We start from the raw sequence: 15,075 nt of genomic DNA on the forward strand, positions 1-15,075 counted from the left end.
ATTGTCGCGCGGAACCGGCCACGGTGTCGGCGCTCCTCGTCGGCGACGAGGCCCGACGCTGGTCAGCGCCAGCCGAGGGCGGGCGCGACGTGGGTGAGGATCGACTCCAGCACGTGGGCGTTGTAGTCCACGCCGAGGGTGTTCGGGACGGTGAGCAGCAACGTGTCGGCCGCCGCGATCGCCTCGTCCTCGCGGAGCTGCTCGACGAGCGCATCGGGCTCGTCGGCATAAGAACGCCCGAAGATGGCGCGCGTGTTCTCGTCGATCATGCCGACCTGATCGGAAGCATCGCGGTTGACGCCGAAGTAGGCGCGGTCGCGGTCGTCGACGAGCGCGAAGATGGAACGACTCACCGAGACCCGCGGCTCACGCTCGTGTCCAGCCTCCTTCCACGCCGCGCGATAGACGTCGATCTGCTCACGCTGCTGTACGTGGAAGGGCTTGCCGTTCTCGTCGTCCTTGAGTGTCGAGGACTGCAGGTTCATGCCGAGTGTGGCGGCCCAGCGCGCCGTGCCGGTGGAGCCCGAACCCCACCAGATACGGTCGCGCAGACCCTCCGAGTGCGGCTCGATCCGCAACAGGCCCGGCGGGTTGGCGAACATCGGACGCGGGTTGGGCTCGGCGAATCCCTGCCCGCTCAGCACCTGGAGCGCGACCTCGGTGTGGCGTCGGGCCATGTCCGCATCGGTGTCGCCCTCGGAGGGCTCGTACCCGAAGTACCGCCAGCCGTCGATCACCTGCTCCGGTGACCCGCGGCTGATGCCGAGCTGAAGTCTGCCGCCGGCGATCAGGTCGGCCGCGCCGGCCTCCTCGGCGAAGTAGAGCGGATTCTCGTAGCGCATGTCGATGACCCCGGTGCCGATCTCGATGCGCGAGGTGCGAGCGCCGATGGCCGCGAGCAGCGGGAAGGGCGACCCGAGCTGGCGCGCGAAGTGGTGCACCCGGACGTAGGCGCCGTCGACGCCGAGTTCCTCGGCGGCCTCGGCCAGCTCGATCGTCTGGTTCAGCGCGTCGGACGCGGTGCGCACCTGCGAGCCGGGGGCCGGCTGCCAGTGGCCGAAGGACAGAAATCCGATCTTCTTCACGTTGAGGTCAACGTCCGCGCCTGTGGATCATTCCCCGTGGGCGACGTCCGGTCCGTCATTTCCGTTCGCCGAGACGGAATTGGCTCCCGTACTGCCAGTCGCCGCCGTAGGCCAGCGTCTTGCAGTTCACCGAGATGTACGCGTCGTGATACTGGCGGGCGTACTTGGTGTGCTGGACGTTGCTCTGATACAGGCACGAGAAGTAGTTCTTCCCGTAGTAGTGCGTCCGTATCGTCCCCGCGTTCGCTGCATTCGCCGAGCCCAGAACGAGCGTTCCAGCCGCGACCAGCGCGGCGGTGATCACGGCCAGCGGGCGGCGGACTCTCATCGATTCCATACCACCAAACAATCATCGGCGTCCTCGCAAGGCAACCGGAGCCGACGCGGAAATGGGCGCGCGATCCCGGAGGTCACCCCAGGACGCGGGCGATCTGGATGACGGCGCGCTCCAGCAGCTCGGGTGTGGTCGCGTAGTTGAGCCGGGCGTGTCGCTCGCCGCCGAGTCCGAAGGGCAGGCCCGAGCTCAGCGCGACCCGTCCATGCTCGAGGATCGGCTCGGCAGGATCCTCGCCGAGCAGGTCGCCGAAGTCGAGCCAGGCGAGATAGCACCCGTCGCCGCTCGCCCACCCGACGTCGGGGAGGTACTCGTCGAGGAGGGCGCGCAGGAGTCGTCGGTTGTCCTCCAGATCGGCCACCACCGCGTCGAGCCAGGCATCCCCGCCGCCGAAGGCCGCCGTCTGCGCGACCAGCCCGAACTGGCTCGCGCCGAAGGTGACCACGGGAGGGATGGCCGCCAGCTCGTGGACGGCATCGGATCCGGCAACCAGCAGACCGGCCTTGAGACCGGCGAGGTTGAAGGCCTTCGATGCCGACGTGGCCACGAAGGCAGAGTCACTCCCGCGGACGGCGAGGTAAGGCACGAAGCCATGAGGCACGAGGGGAGCGTGGATCTCGTCCACCACGACCCGGGCTCCCCGTGCGGCGGCGATGCGTGCGACCGCCTCCAGCTCCTCGCGAGTATGCACGGCACCGGTCGGATTGTGAGGGCTGCACAGCAGATAGCCACTGTCGGGACCTGTTTCGGCGAGGACCTCGTCGAGACGGTCGAGATCGAGTCGGCCATCGCCGCCGAGGGGCGCGGTCTCGACCCGCCGGCCGGCCCACTCGATGACCTCGTAGAAGGGCGGATAGACCGGCGGATTCACCACGACGGCGGCACCCGGTTCGGTGATGAGCCGGATCGCCGCACCCAGTCCGGTGAGTACATCGGCGACCTCGATGATCGCGTCGTCGGCCACAGCCCAGGTCCACCGCCGCCGTGCGAAATCGGCGAAGGCCTCCCGATAGGGGCCGACCACGCCATAGCCCGCGTCGCCGCGGGTGACGAGATCCTGCAACGCGTCGGTCACCGCAGTGGCCGGCCGTGCGTCCATCTCGGCGATCCAGAGGGGCAGGACATCGCCGGGGTACTGCGACCATTTCACGCTCGTCCGCCCTCGAAGCTCGGTCTCCGTCAGTTCTCGCAGCGGGTGCATGGGACCCATCTTCGCCCGTCGGCACCGCGGTGCGCATCGGGATCGAGTCCGCGTGACCCCTTGACAGTGTGACCTGCGCCTCGTCTAGGATCGATTCGCATTACGCACATCATTCCGTATAACGAAACGAGGCAGTCGATGTCGAACCGCTTACGCGATCAGCTGGACGAGGATCTCGTCCTGGCCCCGGGCGTCTGGGACGGCCTCACCGCCGTCATCGCCGAGCAGGCCGGCTTCTCGGCGCTGTGCGCCTCCGGCTTCGCCATCTCCGCGAGCCTCGGCTACCCGGATGCCGAGCTCTACACCATGACCGAGAATCTCCATGCCGTCCGGACGATCCGCGAGGCCAGCTCCCTGCCGCTCGTCGCCGATATCGACACCGGCTACGGCAATGCCGTGAACGCGGTCCGTACCGCGCGGCGCTTCCTCGATGCCGGAGTCGAGGCCGTCTTCATGGAGGACCAGGAGTCCCCCAAGCGCTGTCCGCTGACCACCGGGGCCGCCCTTCCGTTGCTGGACGTCACCGCCGCCGCCGGGAAGATCCGGGCCGTGAAGGACACCGTCGGCGACGACATGCTGGTCATCGCCCGGACCGATGCCCGCGGAGACGAGGCGCTGCGCCGCGCCGTCGCCTATGTCGAGGCGGGTGCCGACCTGATCATGCCGGTCACCAAGACCTTCGACACCGTCGAGGAGTGGGCCGCATGCCATGCCGAGGTCGGCGTGCCCCTGATGGCGACCCTGACCGCGTCGGCGTGGACCGAGAAGGCGTTCACGCCGGAGGTCATGCGAGAGATCGGGGTGGGGCTCGCCATCCTGCCGACCCAGCTGCTCATGGCGGTCGCGGGTGTCGCCGAACGCACCCTGAGCCGCCTCGCTCGCGACGAGGCACCGGCGCAGGTCGGCGAGGACGAAGGAGCGATGGCGCACCACCGGTTCGTGGACCTCATCGGGACAGCCGATGTCGAACGGATCCAGCACACCTATCTGCCCGAGAGCGCCTGAGGAGGAGTCGTGCCACAGACCATCGTCGAGAAGATCCTCGCCCGTACCGCGGGGCGTGACGAGGTGCAGGCGGGACAGAACCTCCCCTGCCGGCCCGACCACATGATCGCCTACGACTTCCCCGGCTACACCGACGTGATGTTCCGTCAGATGCACGACGACTTCGGGATCACCGAGCTCGCCGAGCCCGAGCGGTACCTGGTCTTCATCGACCACATGCTCACCCGCGGCGATCAGCGCGAGGAGGACGTCCACCGCGTCACCCGCGAATGGTGCGACTACTACGGGATCACGCTGCACGAGGCCGACGGCATCGGCCACCAGGTCATGGCCGAGCGCGGCTACGCGGCCCCCGGCCGTTTCCTCATCCACTTCGACGGCCACATCTCCGGCGCGGGTGCCTTCAACGCGCTCGGCTGGGGCGTGCGCCGCGATCTCCTCGAGGGATGGGTGAAGGGCGAGCTCTATCTCGACATCCCCGCCACCACCCGCTTCGAGCTGACCGGCGAGTTCCAGCCGGGAGTCGACAGCCGCGACCTGGTCCACGAGATCATCGCCCGGCTCGGCGCCGACGGCTGCGCCCATCAGGTGATGGAGTTCGGCGGGCCCGGCGCGCGAACCATGAAGATCGACCACCGTCAGTCGCTGTGCGGTATGGCCATGTTCACCGGAGCCGTGTCGGCGGTCTTCGAGCCCGACGAGCTGATGCTCGAGCACGTGGGCCGTCTCACCGATGGCCCCCTCGACCCCGTCTGGCCCGACGAGGACGCGACCTACGCCGCGGTCCACACCATCGATCTGACGGAGCTGCGACCCCGGGTCGTGACACCCGGGTCCGCCCGGTCGGCCAATACGATGCACGCCGAGGACCTCGCGGACACCCGTGTGACGAAGGCCTTCATCGGATCCTGCGCGAGCGGACGGATCGAGGACATCCGCGCAGCCGCCTCGGTACTCGACGGCCGGACGGTCGCCCCGGGCGTCACACTCAACGTCGTCCCGACCTCGCAGGCCGTGCACGATCAGGCCGAACGCGAGGGGCTCCTGGATGTACTGCGCGATGCCGGCGCGCGGATCGCGCGCTCCAGCTGCGACTTCTGCTTCGGCTACGAGCGCCCCCTGGATCCCGACGACATCTGCATCTCCACCGGCGTGCTCAATATCTCCGGACGGATGGGCAGCACCGATGCGGGGATCTACATGGGCTCGGCGTTCACGGTCGCCGCCAGCGCCGCCAACGGCCGGATCAGCGTGGCGGAGGTGGCCCCCCGATGACGGGATACCCGCCTCCTGCGGACATCATCGAGGGCCGGGTCGCCTGGATCTTCGGCGACGACTTCGACATCGATCTCGTCATCGGCGTCGAGAACATCAAGACCTACGACGCCGATGAGCTGAAGGCGGTGACGATGACGGCCTACGATCCCACCTTCGTGGACCGCGTCCGACCGGGCGATGTGATCGTGGGAGGCCGCAACTTCGGCTACGGACATCCGCACTATCCGCCGATGGTCGCCCTGCGCAATCTGGGCATCGCCGCCGTGCTGGCCGAGTCCTTCTCGCCGGGCTTCTGGCGCGGCGAGACCTACAACGGCATGCCGCTGCTGACCGTCCCCGGGATCAGTTCGACGGTGCGGACCGGGGATCCCGTCGCCGTCGAATGGCGTACCGCCACCGTCCGGATCCCCCGCGCCGACGGCACACAGACGCTCACCGGCCCGCCCCCCAGCGATCGCGTCCGTCGCGTCATCAGCGCCGGCGGGTCACTCAACCTCATGCTGGCCGAGCACCGACACGGAGAAGGATCATGACCGAAACGACCTCGTCCACCCCGACCGCGACTCCCGCGGTATCGGAGTCCACCGCCCGGCGGGCGGCGATCGCCGGAGGTGTGGGAACGCTCATCGAGTACTACGACTTCAGCGTCTATGCCTTCCTGGCGCTGACCATCGGACCGCTGTTCTTCCCCAGCGAGCGCCCGGCGGTGTCCCTCCTGCTGACCCTCGCCGTCTTCGGCTCCGCCTATGTCATGCGTCCCCTGGGCGGCTGGTTCTTCGGGCGGCTCGGTGACCGGACGGGGCGCCGCAGGGCCCTCGTGGTGACGGTGGTCGCCATGGGCGTGTGCTGTGCGCTCCTCGGCATGCTCCCGACCTATGCACAGGTCGGCATCCTCGCCCCCATCCTGCTGGTCCTCATCCGTCTGGCCCAGGGGTTCTCGGCCGGTGGCGAGATCGGCGGCGCTGCGACCTATATCGCCGAGTCCTCCCCGGCCGGCCGGCGCGGCATCTACGGCTCGCTCACGCCGATCGGCTCCACGCTCGGCTTCGCGGTCGCCGCGACCGTGGTCGGCCTGGTGTCCCAGCTGACGACCTCCGAGCAGATGTCCGCCTGGGGATGGCGGATCCCGTTCCTCGTATCGATCCCCCTCGCCGCGCTCTGCCTGTGGGCGCGGGTCAAGCTGGAGGACACCCCCGAGTTCGAGGAGATGGCCGATCAGGCCGAGGTGGTCCGCAGCCCGCTGCTGCAGGTGGTGCGCGAGCATCCGATCTCCGTGCTGCGCGTCATCGGCATCGCGATCGCCATGAACGGGACCGGGTATATCGGGCTGACCTACTTCAACATCTATCTGGTGGACGTGGGCTTCCCGCAGCAGTCGGTGTACTGGACGTCCGCCATCGCGATCGCGCTGGCCTGCGCCTCCTTCCCGATCGCCGGCATGCTGACCGATCGCTTCGGGCGCCGGCCGGTGCTGCTCGGGGCCTACGCGGCCTATCTGGTGATCGCCTGGCCGGCCTTCGCGGTCATGGGCGCGACGGGGAGCCTCGTGGTGGTCGCCCTGGTGTACATCGTCTACATGATGTTCAACGGCCTCGCGCAGGTTCCGGCATTCCCGCAGTTCACCGAGCTGTTCCCCCGACAGGTGCGCTATACCGGTGTCGCGCTGGGCTTCAACATCGGCACCATCATCGCCGGGGGCAGCGCGCCGTACATCGCGGCTCAGCTGGTCGAGACGACCGGCAGCTCGATGGCACCGGCGTACTGGGTGATGGCCGTCGCCGCGGTCGGCATCGTCACCGTCCTCACGATGCGTGAGACCGGGAAGTCCGCGTTGCCCAAGTGACGGCAGCGCAGAGTAGCGTCGCGGGCCAGCTGCACCCGCGACGCTACTCTGTGCCCACAGCATGCAGTCCGCGCACAGAGAGGGGTGCCCGTGACCTCGGAACCCGATGCGACCGACGGCATCGATCAACGCAACTACGTCGGATCGGTGCTGAAAGCCTGCCGGCTGATGGCCTACTTCGACCACCAGCGCCCCGACCTGACGCTGGCGGAGATCGCCGAGCGGTCGGGGATGAACAAGACGACGGTCTACCGTCTTCTCAACACGCTGGTGATGGCCGGATGGCTCGCCCGCGGGGACGGCAACTCCTACCGGCCGACGATGCGGGTGTTCCAGATCGGGTCGGTGGCCCTGGCGTCCACGACGCTTCCGGCGGAGGCCAAGCCGCTGCTGCGCGAGCTCGCCGAGGACTTCGGCGACACCGCCTATCTGATGGTGCCCAGTGGCCGGCATGCCGTCTGCATCGATGCGGTGACCGGTGATTCGCCGGTCACCGTCAACGCCGTGGCGATCGGTTCCAGCCTGCCGCTGCACGCGGCCGCCGGACCGGTGACGATGCTCGCCTTCGTGCCGGGGCTGCTGGAGGAGGAGCTCGCCCATCACGACCGGGAACCGTTCACGCCCGGCACGGTGACCGAGGCCGAAGACCTGCGGGCGCTCGTGGCACGCGTCCGCGACCAGGGGTACGCAGTGAGCGAGGGCGACTTCCTCGGCAATGTGGCGGCCGTCGCAGCTCCGATCTTCGGCCCCGATGGCACGTGTATCGGGACGATCAGCCTGGGCGGGACCGTGGACCGGATTCGCGGCGAACGGTCCGAGGCGATCCTCGAAGCCGTGCGCGGGGCCGCCGGACGGCTCACCTCCCGCCTCCAGGGCCGTTGACGATCCGGCGGTGACGAGTCCCACACGGGTCGCTGAGCACACCATCCGAAGGTGACGATATGATCCGCTTGTACCACAAACGACTTTGGAGGGAAACCCCCCATGAAACGACACCAGCGCCTCGCTGGAGCCGCCGCCGCTACCGTGCTCGCGACCTTCGGCCTGGCTGCCTGCGGCAGCGACGATGCCGACGAGCCCGAGAGCTCCGAGACCACCCCGGCCGAGGAGACCGAAGAGACCGAGGCCGCCCCGGCCGCTGAGGGAACCCCGTCCTGGGCCGCCGAGCCCACCGACGGTGGCGAGCTGATCTCCACCATCGAGGCCGGTGACGTCACGGTCGAGGTCTACCAGATGGGCACCGCACCGGCGCCCAAGGACGGCAACTGGGTCGATCCCGACACCAACGAGCCGCTGATCGCCGAGGGTGACGACCTCGTCTTCCTGAACTACGTGGTCACCAACAACGGCGACCCGATCGACCTGGGCTCCAGCCTCGTGGACGTCTCCGCACGCTACGACGACTGGGAGTACATGCAGGGCATGGGCGGCATCACCGACTCGGCGCTGGCCGAGGAGATGGGCATCGTCACCAGCCCCATCGCCGAGATCGCCGATCCGACGGTCTACACGCTGGGCACCGGTGAAAGCTACTCCTTCGGTGAGAACTTCCACTACCAGGCTGATTCGCCGATCACCTTCGATGTCACGATCACGCCGGTCGATGAGAACGGCGACCTGATCCACGACGACAAGATCGAGGCCGAGGGCACGGGCACCGTCGCCTGACCTCCTCCCTCACCGAGGCCCGGACCGCCCCCGCGGTCCGGGCCTTCGTCGTCTCCGGGTGAGACGTCACCGTAGCCTGGTGACCGTTCCGACCAAGGGGGTTCCAGGTGGCCGAGAAGCCGGAGAGGTTCTTCGACGCACGCGGGAGGCAGGAGTATCTGACCGCGCGCGAGGCGGAGCTGCGGGCTGATCGTGGCCGGCGGGCGCCGCTCGGCGAGGTCGCCGGGGTCTTCGCCCGGCTGCTGGCGGTCGAGCTCGCGACGATCCTCGGGCTGATGGTGCTCATCGCCGTGCTCGCCCGGCTGGAGGACGGCGACGCCGGGTGGCAGTCGGCCTTCCTGGGGCCGACGCTCCTGCTCCTGGTGCCGCTGGCGGGGACCGTGTGGACGCTCATCTCTGTCGGCAAGCACGAGTTCTCGGGCCCGCCGGGACCCATGGCGATGCGAGTGTGCGTCGCCCTCATGGTCGCCGCCTTCACCGTGTTCATTCTGGCCGGCGTGTGGGTGCTCAGCCTGCTGGACCCTGGCACCTACGACGCCTCGACCGTCTCGCAGCTCTCGTGGGCGGCGATCGCCGTGCCGACCACGATCATCGGCATCTGCCTGCTCCTGCTGTGGACGTGGCGGCTCCCCCTCTGGCTGAACCTGACCCTGGCACTCGCTCTCATCGCGGTGGTGGTGTTCGTGGGCCTGCTGCCGGTGTTCCAGATCATAGGAGCCACCTGGCCCGATCCGCTGCTGACGGGACTGCGGGTGGCGGGGCCCGCCCTACTGGTGATCGCCGTCGCTCTGCTGCCGACGGAGCGCGCACTGCTGCTGGCCGATAACGATGTCGTCGGCGAGGCCATCGACCGTGCGACTGGCACCTTCGATCAGGACGGCCCCTCGGCGAGCTGACGGCTTCCACTGTGCTGTTCGTGGTCTCAGTGAGGTGGACGGCGAGATCCAGAGGCTACCTGCCGGCCCGTCAGCCGTTCGGCATCCGAGCCGCAGGGGCAGGGTGCATGGGCCGCGCACCAGGGGACGAGCGCGCGGAGCGTGTGCGGCACCGTGGACAACTCGACAACGATTCAGCATTCGCTGTATATTCAGCGTATGCTGACCATTGCTTCACGTCTCGATGTCATGAACCGGCTCGGCCGAGCGATGGCGGACCCAACGCGCTCCCGGATCCTGATGACCCTGCTCGACGGCCCGAGCTATCCTGCTGTGCTCTCGCGCGAACTGGAACTGACCCGCTCGAACGTCTCGAATCACCTGACCTGCCTGCGCGACTGCGGGATCGTGGTCGCAGAGTCGGAAGGTAGGCAGACCCGCTACGAGATCGCCGACCCGCACCTCACCGCGGCGCTCACAGCCCTGCTGGACGTGACCCTCGCCGTGGACGAGAGTGCACCGTGCATCGATCCGGCCTGTTCCGTCCCCGGATGCTGTGACGCAGAAGCCCAGCAGTGAGGGCCTCGGTGCTGGCGCCCGAGCGCACCGCAACGCTGCGGCGTCGGGTGAGGATCGTCGTCGCGATCACGATCACCTGGAATGTCATCGAGGCGATCGTCGCTCTCTTCGCCGGTGCCGCCGCGGCGTCCGCGGCACTCATCGGCTTCGGGCTCGACTCCATCGTCGAAGTACTCTCTGCCGCCGCGGTGGCCTGGCAGTTCACGGCACCCGACCCCGAGAAGCGGGAGAAGGTCGCGCTCAGAGTCATCGCGGTGTCGTTCTTCGCCCTAGCCGCCTACGTGTCCGTGGACGCGGTGCTCTCGCTGCTCGGTCTGCGCGATCCCGAGCACTCCCCGATCGGCATCGCCATCGCGGCATTGAGCCTCGTTGTCATGCCCTTCCTGAGCTGGTTCGAGCGCCGCACGGGCCGGGAGCTCGGCTCCGCGTCGGCCGTCGCCGACTCGAAGCAGACACTCATCTGCACGTACCTCTCGGCTGCGCTGCTCGTCGGGCTGCTGCTCAACAGCCTGCTCGGCTGGGCCTGGGCGGACTCCGTGGCTGCCCTGGTGATCGCTGTGTTCGCCGTCCGCGAGGGCGTCGAGGCGTGGAAGGGCGACGCCTGCTGCGCCGCACCGGTCGCCGTGCTCACCGGCGAGCAAGAGGCGGACGCGTGCGAGGACGACTGCTGCGGGAGTCGCTGATGACGGCCTGTCTCGGACATGGCGAAAGCCCCGGATCCATTGCTTTCTCACGGATCTCGGGGCCTTCCCCTCGGCGGTGGCGGTGGGATTTGAACCCACGGTGGGTTTGACCCCACACATCATTTCGAGTGATGCACCTTCGGCCGCTCGGACACGCCACCGCGAGGTACCTTACCGGACCGGCCATGATCACCCACGCGGCGGGTGATCGTCAGGACTCTTCTGATTCTCATCGCCCTTCCACAAGGAACGCACAGCAAGCGGGACTTCACTCGAAGAGAACCCGCTCAGGAGGCGTCATGAACACTCACCGATCCGCTCGGCTCGCCCTCGTCGGAGCCCTGGCCGCACTCACCGCGGGCGTGGCCGGACTCACCTACGCGGCCACGGCCGACAGCGAGTCGGCCACCGTCAGCACCGCACAGCGGCCCATCGCCGTCACCGTCCCGCCACCGCCTTCCCGCGCTGACGAGACCACCACCAGCTCCGCCACCAACGCCACGACAGCGCAGGAACAGAGTCTCGTCTACATCACCACCACCGTGGACTACGGCCGGGCAGAGGCAGCCGGCACCGGCATCGTGCTCACCTCCGACGGTGAGATCCTCACCAACCACCACGTCGTCGAGGGTGCCACGAGCATCCAGGTGCAGGTCGTCACGACGGGTGAGACCTATAGCGCCGAGGTGGTCGGCTACGACGCCACCCACGATGTCGCGGTCCTCCAGCTCCAGGACGCATCCGGGCTGACCACGGCGGCACTCGATCGATCGGGAACCGTGGCCGTGGGCGACGAGATCGTCACGGTCGGCAATGCAAACGGCGACGGCGGAGCGGCGAGCGCCGCGAGCGGGACGGTCACGGCACTCGACCAGTCGATCACGGTGCAGGATGAGCAGACCGGGTCTGGCAGGCAGCTCTCGGGCTTGATCCAGGTCGACGCCGACGTGGTCTCCGGCGACTCAGGCGGCGCACTTCGCGATGCCGACGGCGACGTGATCGGCATGACCACAGCGGCCTCGAACGGCGCACCCGAGGTGACCGGCTACGCCATCCCGATCGAGCAGGCCCTCGGTATCGCCGACCAGATCACCTCCGGCCAGACGAGCGCCACGATCACCATCGGTTCGACCGGTTTCCTCGGACTCCAGCTGGACGAGCGCGGCGGTGTGCCGATCGTCGCGGGGACGATCGAGGGATCGCCCGCGGCCGATCTCGGCATCGCCCAGGGCAGCACTATCACCGGCATCGACGGTGAGACCGTCACAACCGCCCGGCAGCTGTCCTCGGCGATCGCCGCTCACGCGGCCGGGGACGACGTGAACATCACCTGGCTCGACGCGGCAGGAGCCTCCCACACCGCCACCGCCCGGCTCACCGCCGGCCCGATCGGCTGACGAACCCGTTGAGTGTGGGGGCACCTCACACTCAACGGGTTCGGGCCAGCTCGGGTGGTGAGGCTCAGGAGATGGCGAGCAGCAGCTTGCCGACGGAGGCTCGGCTCTCCAGATGACGGTGTGCCTCGGCCGCTTCGCTCAGCGGCCACACACCCCCGGCCACGGCTCGCAGCGTTCCTTCCCCGGCACGCGCCAGGACATCGTCGGCCCTGCTCCGCCACTCTTCTGGCGTGCGCGCATAGTCCCGACCCGCAGCACGCGTGACATAGAGTGAGCCATCGCCCAGCCGTCCGAGATCCAGTGGTGGCACCGGCCCGCCGGCCGCGCCGTACAGCACCAGCGCACCCCGAGTCCGCAACAGTTCGAGACCCCGCAACGCGGACTCGCCTCCGTTGGCATCGAAGACCGCCCCCGCGCCGTCGTGGACGATCGACCGGAGATCGTCCACGAATCGCTCGGAGTCCACCACGACATCCGCCGCCCCCGCTTCGAGGGCGGCAGCCTTCTTGTCGTCGCGTGAGACCACACCCACGACGCGCACGCCCCGCGCTCCCAGGAACTGAGTGAGCAGCGTGCCGACCCCGCCGGCCGCGGCCATCACGACCGCGCTGTCGCCCGTCTCCAATGTCCACGTGGACTCGGCGAGGTACTGCGCCGTGACGCCCTGCATGAGCACCCGCGCAGCATCCTCATCGGCCAGCTCGGTCGGCACCGGCACGAACATCCATGCCGCGCCCACCACCTGCTGCGCGTAACTGCCCGCGACCTTGCTCCAGGCCACCCGGTCGCCGACTCGCAAGGAGTCCACCTCGGGGCCGACCTCGATCACCTCGCCGACGCCCTCCACACCGGGGACGGACCCCGGACCGAGCGGCACGACTCCACGACGTTGCATCACGTCCCAGAAGTTCACCCCGCTGAACCGGACCGCGACGCGCACCTCAGCGGGCCCCACCGCCGCCGACGGGACGTCGACGAGCCCCAGCACCTCCGGGCCGCCGGTACCGTGCGCGGCCATCGCCTGCACCATCGTCACGTCACTCCTCAGGGATGCCGACGCCGAAGAGCGTCATCGTCTGCGCGAGTGTGCGGTAGTACCCGACCAGCACGGACAACTCGACCAGCTCTTGATCGCTGAGGATCGCCGAGGCCCGCTCGAACTCCTCATCGGTGACCACACTCGACTGCAGGAGATTCGCGACCACCTCGTAGCTGGCCTGCTCGGTCTCGTCGCGGCCCTGGAAGCTGCCCAGCGAGATGGCCGTGATCTCCTCATCGGTGACGCCGATCGAGCGCGCGACACGCTCGTGCGCCCACCACTCGAATTGACTCCCGAGCGCGTGTCCCACCTGCAAGATGGCGATCTCGCGCACCCTGTCACTGAGGTTCGTCTGGAACCGGATCGCCGACCCGAGGGCCTGCAGCCGGTCCCCGATCCTCGGGGCGTGCAGCATGACCCCGAACGGTCCCGTCAAGGAGCCGTCGGAGTCGACCAGCGGGAAGAGCTGCTTGCCCTTGGCCCGGTCGCCCCCGGCGATCGCATCGTAGACGGCCCGCTGCTCGTCGTCGAGCTCCCCGGGCACCAGCTTCTTGAGTCTCATCGTGTCTTCCTTCCCCACAGCAGCCAACCGAGCACGAGGCCGGCGATGCCCCCGGCGATCGCCTGGCCGTACCGCTCCTTCACCATCGGCACCAGCAACGACATCGCGTCCAGGCCGGCGTCGGCGCTCTCGGTCGTCGTCGCGCCCGCGCCGGCACTCGCCTGAGCCGGGCCCGCGCCGGGCCGAGCCGTGGACTCCTCGGCTCGGTTCGCGGCTCCGCCACCGGCGAGCTCACGGCTCAGGTTGTCAGTGAACTGGCCGATGAGGCGATTGCTGACATCGGCGATCGCGCCCCGCCCGAACTGCGCCATCCGACCGGAGATGTCCAGCTCGGTGTCGATGAGGACGCGGGTCCGCGCCTCCCCCTCCGACTCCAGCCGTGCCGCGATACGGGCATTGGCCGCCGCCTGGCCCTTCGGATCCTTGCCCGCCGCGGCGATGACGGCCGACTTGGCGGCGTCGTCCTTCTCCGCGAAGCGAGCCGTCCCCTTGAAGTGGGCGCCGATCGGGCCCACCTTGATCTTGACGCCGCCGAGGTAGTCCTCGCCGTCACGTCCGTCCAGGACCGCGCCCGGCATGCAGGGGGCGATGCGTTCCAGATCGGTGAGCAGCGCCCACGTCTCCTCCACCCCCGCGTCGATGGTGAACTCGTTCTTCAACAACATGGCTGTGCCTCCTCTCCGTCTCAGTTGCCGGCGAATCCGGCGAGACCCTCGATGACCTCGTCCTCGCCGCAGTCGAAGAAGGCCATGATGCGGCACGGGCAGGCCTCACCGCCCTCGATCTTCCACGGGAACGCTCCGATGATCGCGCGCTGATTGAGCACGCTCTTGAGATCGCCGCCCACGTTCTCCGCATGGATGCAGCCGTCCTGGAAGGCCAGGTGGTGCATCGGGAAGATGTCGGACGTGATCTCGCGGCCCGACATGTGGTGCGTGTAGGTGTACTCGCCGAAGAACTCCTTGTAGGACATCCCCACGTGCTTCTCGAACTGCTCCAGCAGATCGGGGCGCATGTTGCGGATGGTCGTGTTCATCGGATGGTCCCCTGAACCGGCGTCGATGCCCCACCAGCGGATCTCCATGTCGGCCATCCACTCGGCCAGGCGGGCGCTGCCCCCTGGGTGCATCGTGAAGTAGCGGACCAGATCCTGCTTCGGCATGTCCTGGTAGTAGTCGATGAAGCCCGTGTGGATGATCAGGATGTCGCCCTTCTTGATCTCCACATTGCGGGTGATGTGCTCCGGCTCGATCAGGTCCCAGTCGCTGACGACATCGGAGACATCGACGATCGCGCCGGGGTGGATGAGCTTGTCGAGCGGGAGCGAGGCCATGTCCAGGCCGCCGTCCGTGCCGTGCATCGGACCGTCGAGGTGCGTGCCGGTGTGCAGGGAGGACTCGATGCGCTGCGACACGATCTGGTTCGTCTGCAGGTTCTGCGTGTAGTACATCTTGTTGCCCGCGTAGCCGACCCAGCCGGGCGTGTGGATGCTGTACGGATGGGTCATGTCGACGATGCGCATGTGC

The 15,075-nt window shown here is 68.4% G+C and carries 17 protein-coding genes and 1 tRNA gene; 10 read left to right on the forward strand and 8 right to left on the reverse strand.

Going from position 1 to position 15,075, the window contains the following annotated elements; translation table 11 throughout:
* Positions 1–62 precede the first annotated feature (62 nt).
* The 3 genes from FNM00_RS07490 to FNM00_RS07500 form a co-directional block, all read right to left on the reverse strand.
* Complete coding sequence (locus tag FNM00_RS07490) at positions 63–1,085, reverse strand: LLM class flavin-dependent oxidoreductase (protein WP_143912814.1); 1,023 nt, start codon at positions 1,083–1,085, stop codon at positions 63–65.
* A gap of 55 nt (positions 1,086–1,140) precedes the next feature.
* A complete protein-coding gene (locus FNM00_RS07495) occupies positions 1,141–1,413 on the reverse strand; it encodes a hypothetical protein (protein ID WP_143912815.1) in 273 nt (90 codons plus the stop codon).
* 82 nt (positions 1,414–1,495) lie between these two features.
* Complete coding sequence (locus FNM00_RS07500; protein ID WP_246065111.1) at positions 1,496–2,620, reverse strand: MalY/PatB family protein; 1,125 nt, start codon at positions 2,618–2,620, stop codon at positions 1,496–1,498.
* A gap of 138 nt (positions 2,621–2,758) precedes the next feature.
* Here FNM00_RS07500 and FNM00_RS07505 point away from each other — a divergent pair, with 138 nt between their 5' ends.
* The 9 genes from FNM00_RS07505 to FNM00_RS07545 all read left to right on the forward strand — a co-directional run bounded on the left by FNM00_RS07505 (position 2,759) and on the right by FNM00_RS07545 (position 10,551).
* Complete coding sequence (locus FNM00_RS07505; RefSeq protein ID WP_143912817.1) at positions 2,759–3,625, forward strand: isocitrate lyase/PEP mutase family protein; 867 nt, start codon at positions 2,759–2,761, stop codon at positions 3,623–3,625.
* Positions 3,626–3,634: 9 nt separating this feature from the next.
* Positions 3,635–4,900: a 3-isopropylmalate dehydratase large subunit gene (locus tag FNM00_RS07510; RefSeq protein WP_221933637.1), complete on the forward strand. Its 1,266-nt coding sequence runs from the start codon at positions 3,635–3,637 to the stop codon at positions 4,898–4,900.
* Entirely contained in the window at positions 4,897–5,436 is a 540-nt protein-coding gene (locus FNM00_RS07515; RefSeq protein WP_143912818.1) for a 3-isopropylmalate dehydratase small subunit, read from the forward strand. The genes FNM00_RS07510 and FNM00_RS07515 overlap by 4 nt, the downstream gene beginning before the upstream one ends.
* Complete coding sequence (locus FNM00_RS07520) at positions 5,433–6,746, forward strand: MFS transporter (protein ID WP_143912819.1); 1,314 nt, start codon at positions 5,433–5,435, stop codon at positions 6,744–6,746. Before FNM00_RS07515 ends, FNM00_RS07520 begins: the two co-directional genes overlap by 4 nt.
* Before the next feature lie 90 nt (positions 6,747–6,836).
* Positions 6,837–7,628, forward strand: coding sequence for an IclR family transcriptional regulator (locus tag FNM00_RS07525; protein WP_205198070.1), 792 nt, complete (start codon positions 6,837–6,839; stop codon positions 7,626–7,628).
* Positions 7,629–7,730: 102 nt separating this feature from the next.
* The gene (locus FNM00_RS07530) at positions 7,731–8,414 is read left to right on the forward strand and encodes a hypothetical protein (RefSeq protein WP_143912820.1); all 684 of its coding nucleotides are present in this window, start codon (positions 7,731–7,733) and stop codon (positions 8,412–8,414) included.
* Between the two features lie 107 nt (positions 8,415–8,521).
* Positions 8,522–9,310: a hypothetical protein gene (locus FNM00_RS07535; RefSeq protein ID WP_143912821.1), complete on the forward strand. Its 789-nt coding sequence runs from the start codon at positions 8,522–8,524 to the stop codon at positions 9,308–9,310.
* Positions 9,311–9,508: 198 nt separating this feature from the next.
* On the forward strand, positions 9,509–9,868 hold the full coding sequence (cmtR, locus tag FNM00_RS07540) for a Cd(II)/Pb(II)-sensing metalloregulatory transcriptional regulator CmtR (RefSeq protein ID WP_143912901.1): 360 nt from the start codon (positions 9,509–9,511) through the stop codon (positions 9,866–9,868).
* On the forward strand, positions 9,865–10,551 hold the full coding sequence (locus FNM00_RS07545) for a cation efflux transmembrane domain-containing protein (RefSeq protein ID WP_143912822.1): 687 nt from the start codon (positions 9,865–9,867) through the stop codon (positions 10,549–10,551). Before cmtR ends, FNM00_RS07545 begins: the two co-directional genes overlap by 4 nt.
* Before the next feature lie 74 nt (positions 10,552–10,625).
* On the opposite strand, the gene FNM00_RS07550 is transcribed toward FNM00_RS07545, so the two are convergent.
* A tRNA-Ser gene (locus tag FNM00_RS07550) sits at positions 10,626–10,712 on the reverse strand.
* Positions 10,713–10,850: 138 nt separating this feature from the next.
* Here FNM00_RS07550 and FNM00_RS07555 point away from each other — a divergent pair.
* Positions 10,851–11,948, forward strand: a complete 1,098-nt coding sequence (locus FNM00_RS07555) for a S1C family serine protease (RefSeq protein WP_185973040.1) — start codon at positions 10,851–10,853, stop codon at positions 11,946–11,948.
* A gap of 64 nt (positions 11,949–12,012) precedes the next feature.
* Here FNM00_RS07555 and FNM00_RS07560 read toward each other — a convergent pair whose 3' ends face one another.
* Genes FNM00_RS07560 through FNM00_RS07575 form a run of 4 tightly spaced genes read right to left on the reverse strand, consistent with a single transcriptional unit; the run spans position 12,013 to position 15,071 of the window.
* Entirely contained in the window at positions 12,013–12,978 is a 966-nt protein-coding gene (locus FNM00_RS07560; protein WP_246065116.1) for a zinc-binding dehydrogenase, read from the reverse strand.
* A 7-nt stretch (positions 12,979–12,985) separates the two neighbouring features.
* Positions 12,986–13,549: a carboxymuconolactone decarboxylase family protein gene (locus FNM00_RS07565; RefSeq protein ID WP_143912825.1), complete on the reverse strand. Its 564-nt coding sequence runs from the start codon at positions 13,547–13,549 to the stop codon at positions 12,986–12,988.
* Positions 13,546–14,214 carry an SRPBCC family protein gene (locus FNM00_RS07570; protein ID WP_143912826.1) on the reverse strand — a complete coding sequence of 223 codons (669 nt, stop codon included), beginning with the start codon at positions 14,212–14,214 and terminating at the stop codon, positions 13,546–13,548. Before FNM00_RS07570 ends, FNM00_RS07565 begins: the two co-directional genes overlap by 4 nt.
* Positions 14,215–14,234: 20 nt before the next feature.
* Positions 14,235–15,071 (reverse strand): cyclase family protein, encoded by an 837-nt coding sequence (locus FNM00_RS07575; protein ID WP_205198081.1) that lies wholly within the window; start codon positions 15,069–15,071, stop codon positions 14,235–14,237.
* Positions 15,072–15,075 lie beyond the last annotated feature (4 nt).

Origin of the sequence: Aeromicrobium piscarium, assembly GCF_007421815.1 — a bacterium.
Lineage (GTDB): Bacteria > Actinomycetota > Actinomycetes > Propionibacteriales > Nocardioidaceae > Aeromicrobium > Aeromicrobium piscarium.

Excerpts from the sequence above, each read along its gene's own strand:
- FNM00_RS07505 (WP_143912817.1), top strand. The coding sequence starts at position 2,759 with ATGTCGAACCGCTTACGCGATCAGCTGGACGAGGATCTCGTCCTGGCC.
- FNM00_RS07575 (WP_205198081.1), bottom strand. The coding sequence starts at position 15,071 with ATGCGCATCGTCGACATGACCCATCCGTACAGCATCCACACGCCCGGC.
- FNM00_RS07495 (WP_143912815.1), bottom strand. The coding sequence starts at position 1,413 with ATGAGAGTCCGCCGCCCGCTGGCCGTGATCACCGCCGCGCTGGTCGCG.
- FNM00_RS07530 (WP_143912820.1), top strand. The coding sequence starts at position 7,731 with ATGAAACGACACCAGCGCCTCGCTGGAGCCGCCGCCGCTACCGTGCTC.
- cmtR (WP_143912901.1), top strand. The coding sequence starts at position 9,509 with ATGCTGACCATTGCTTCACGTCTCGATGTCATGAACCGGCTCGGCCGA.
- FNM00_RS07565 (WP_143912825.1), bottom strand. The coding sequence starts at position 13,549 with ATGAGACTCAAGAAGCTGGTGCCCGGGGAGCTCGACGACGAGCAGCGG.
- FNM00_RS07570 (WP_143912826.1), bottom strand. The coding sequence starts at position 14,214 with ATGTTGTTGAAGAACGAGTTCACCATCGACGCGGGGGTGGAGGAGACG.
- FNM00_RS07560 (WP_246065116.1), bottom strand. The coding sequence starts at position 12,978 with ATGGTGCAGGCGATGGCCGCGCACGGTACCGGCGGCCCGGAGGTGCTG.
- FNM00_RS07515 (WP_143912818.1), top strand. The coding sequence starts at position 4,897 with ATGACGGGATACCCGCCTCCTGCGGACATCATCGAGGGCCGGGTCGCC.
- FNM00_RS07500 (WP_246065111.1), bottom strand. The coding sequence starts at position 2,620 with ATGCACCCGCTGCGAGAACTGACGGAGACCGAGCTTCGAGGGCGGACG.
- FNM00_RS07555 (WP_185973040.1), top strand. The coding sequence starts at position 10,851 with ATGAACACTCACCGATCCGCTCGGCTCGCCCTCGTCGGAGCCCTGGCC.
- FNM00_RS07520 (WP_143912819.1), top strand. The coding sequence starts at position 5,433 with ATGACCGAAACGACCTCGTCCACCCCGACCGCGACTCCCGCGGTATCG.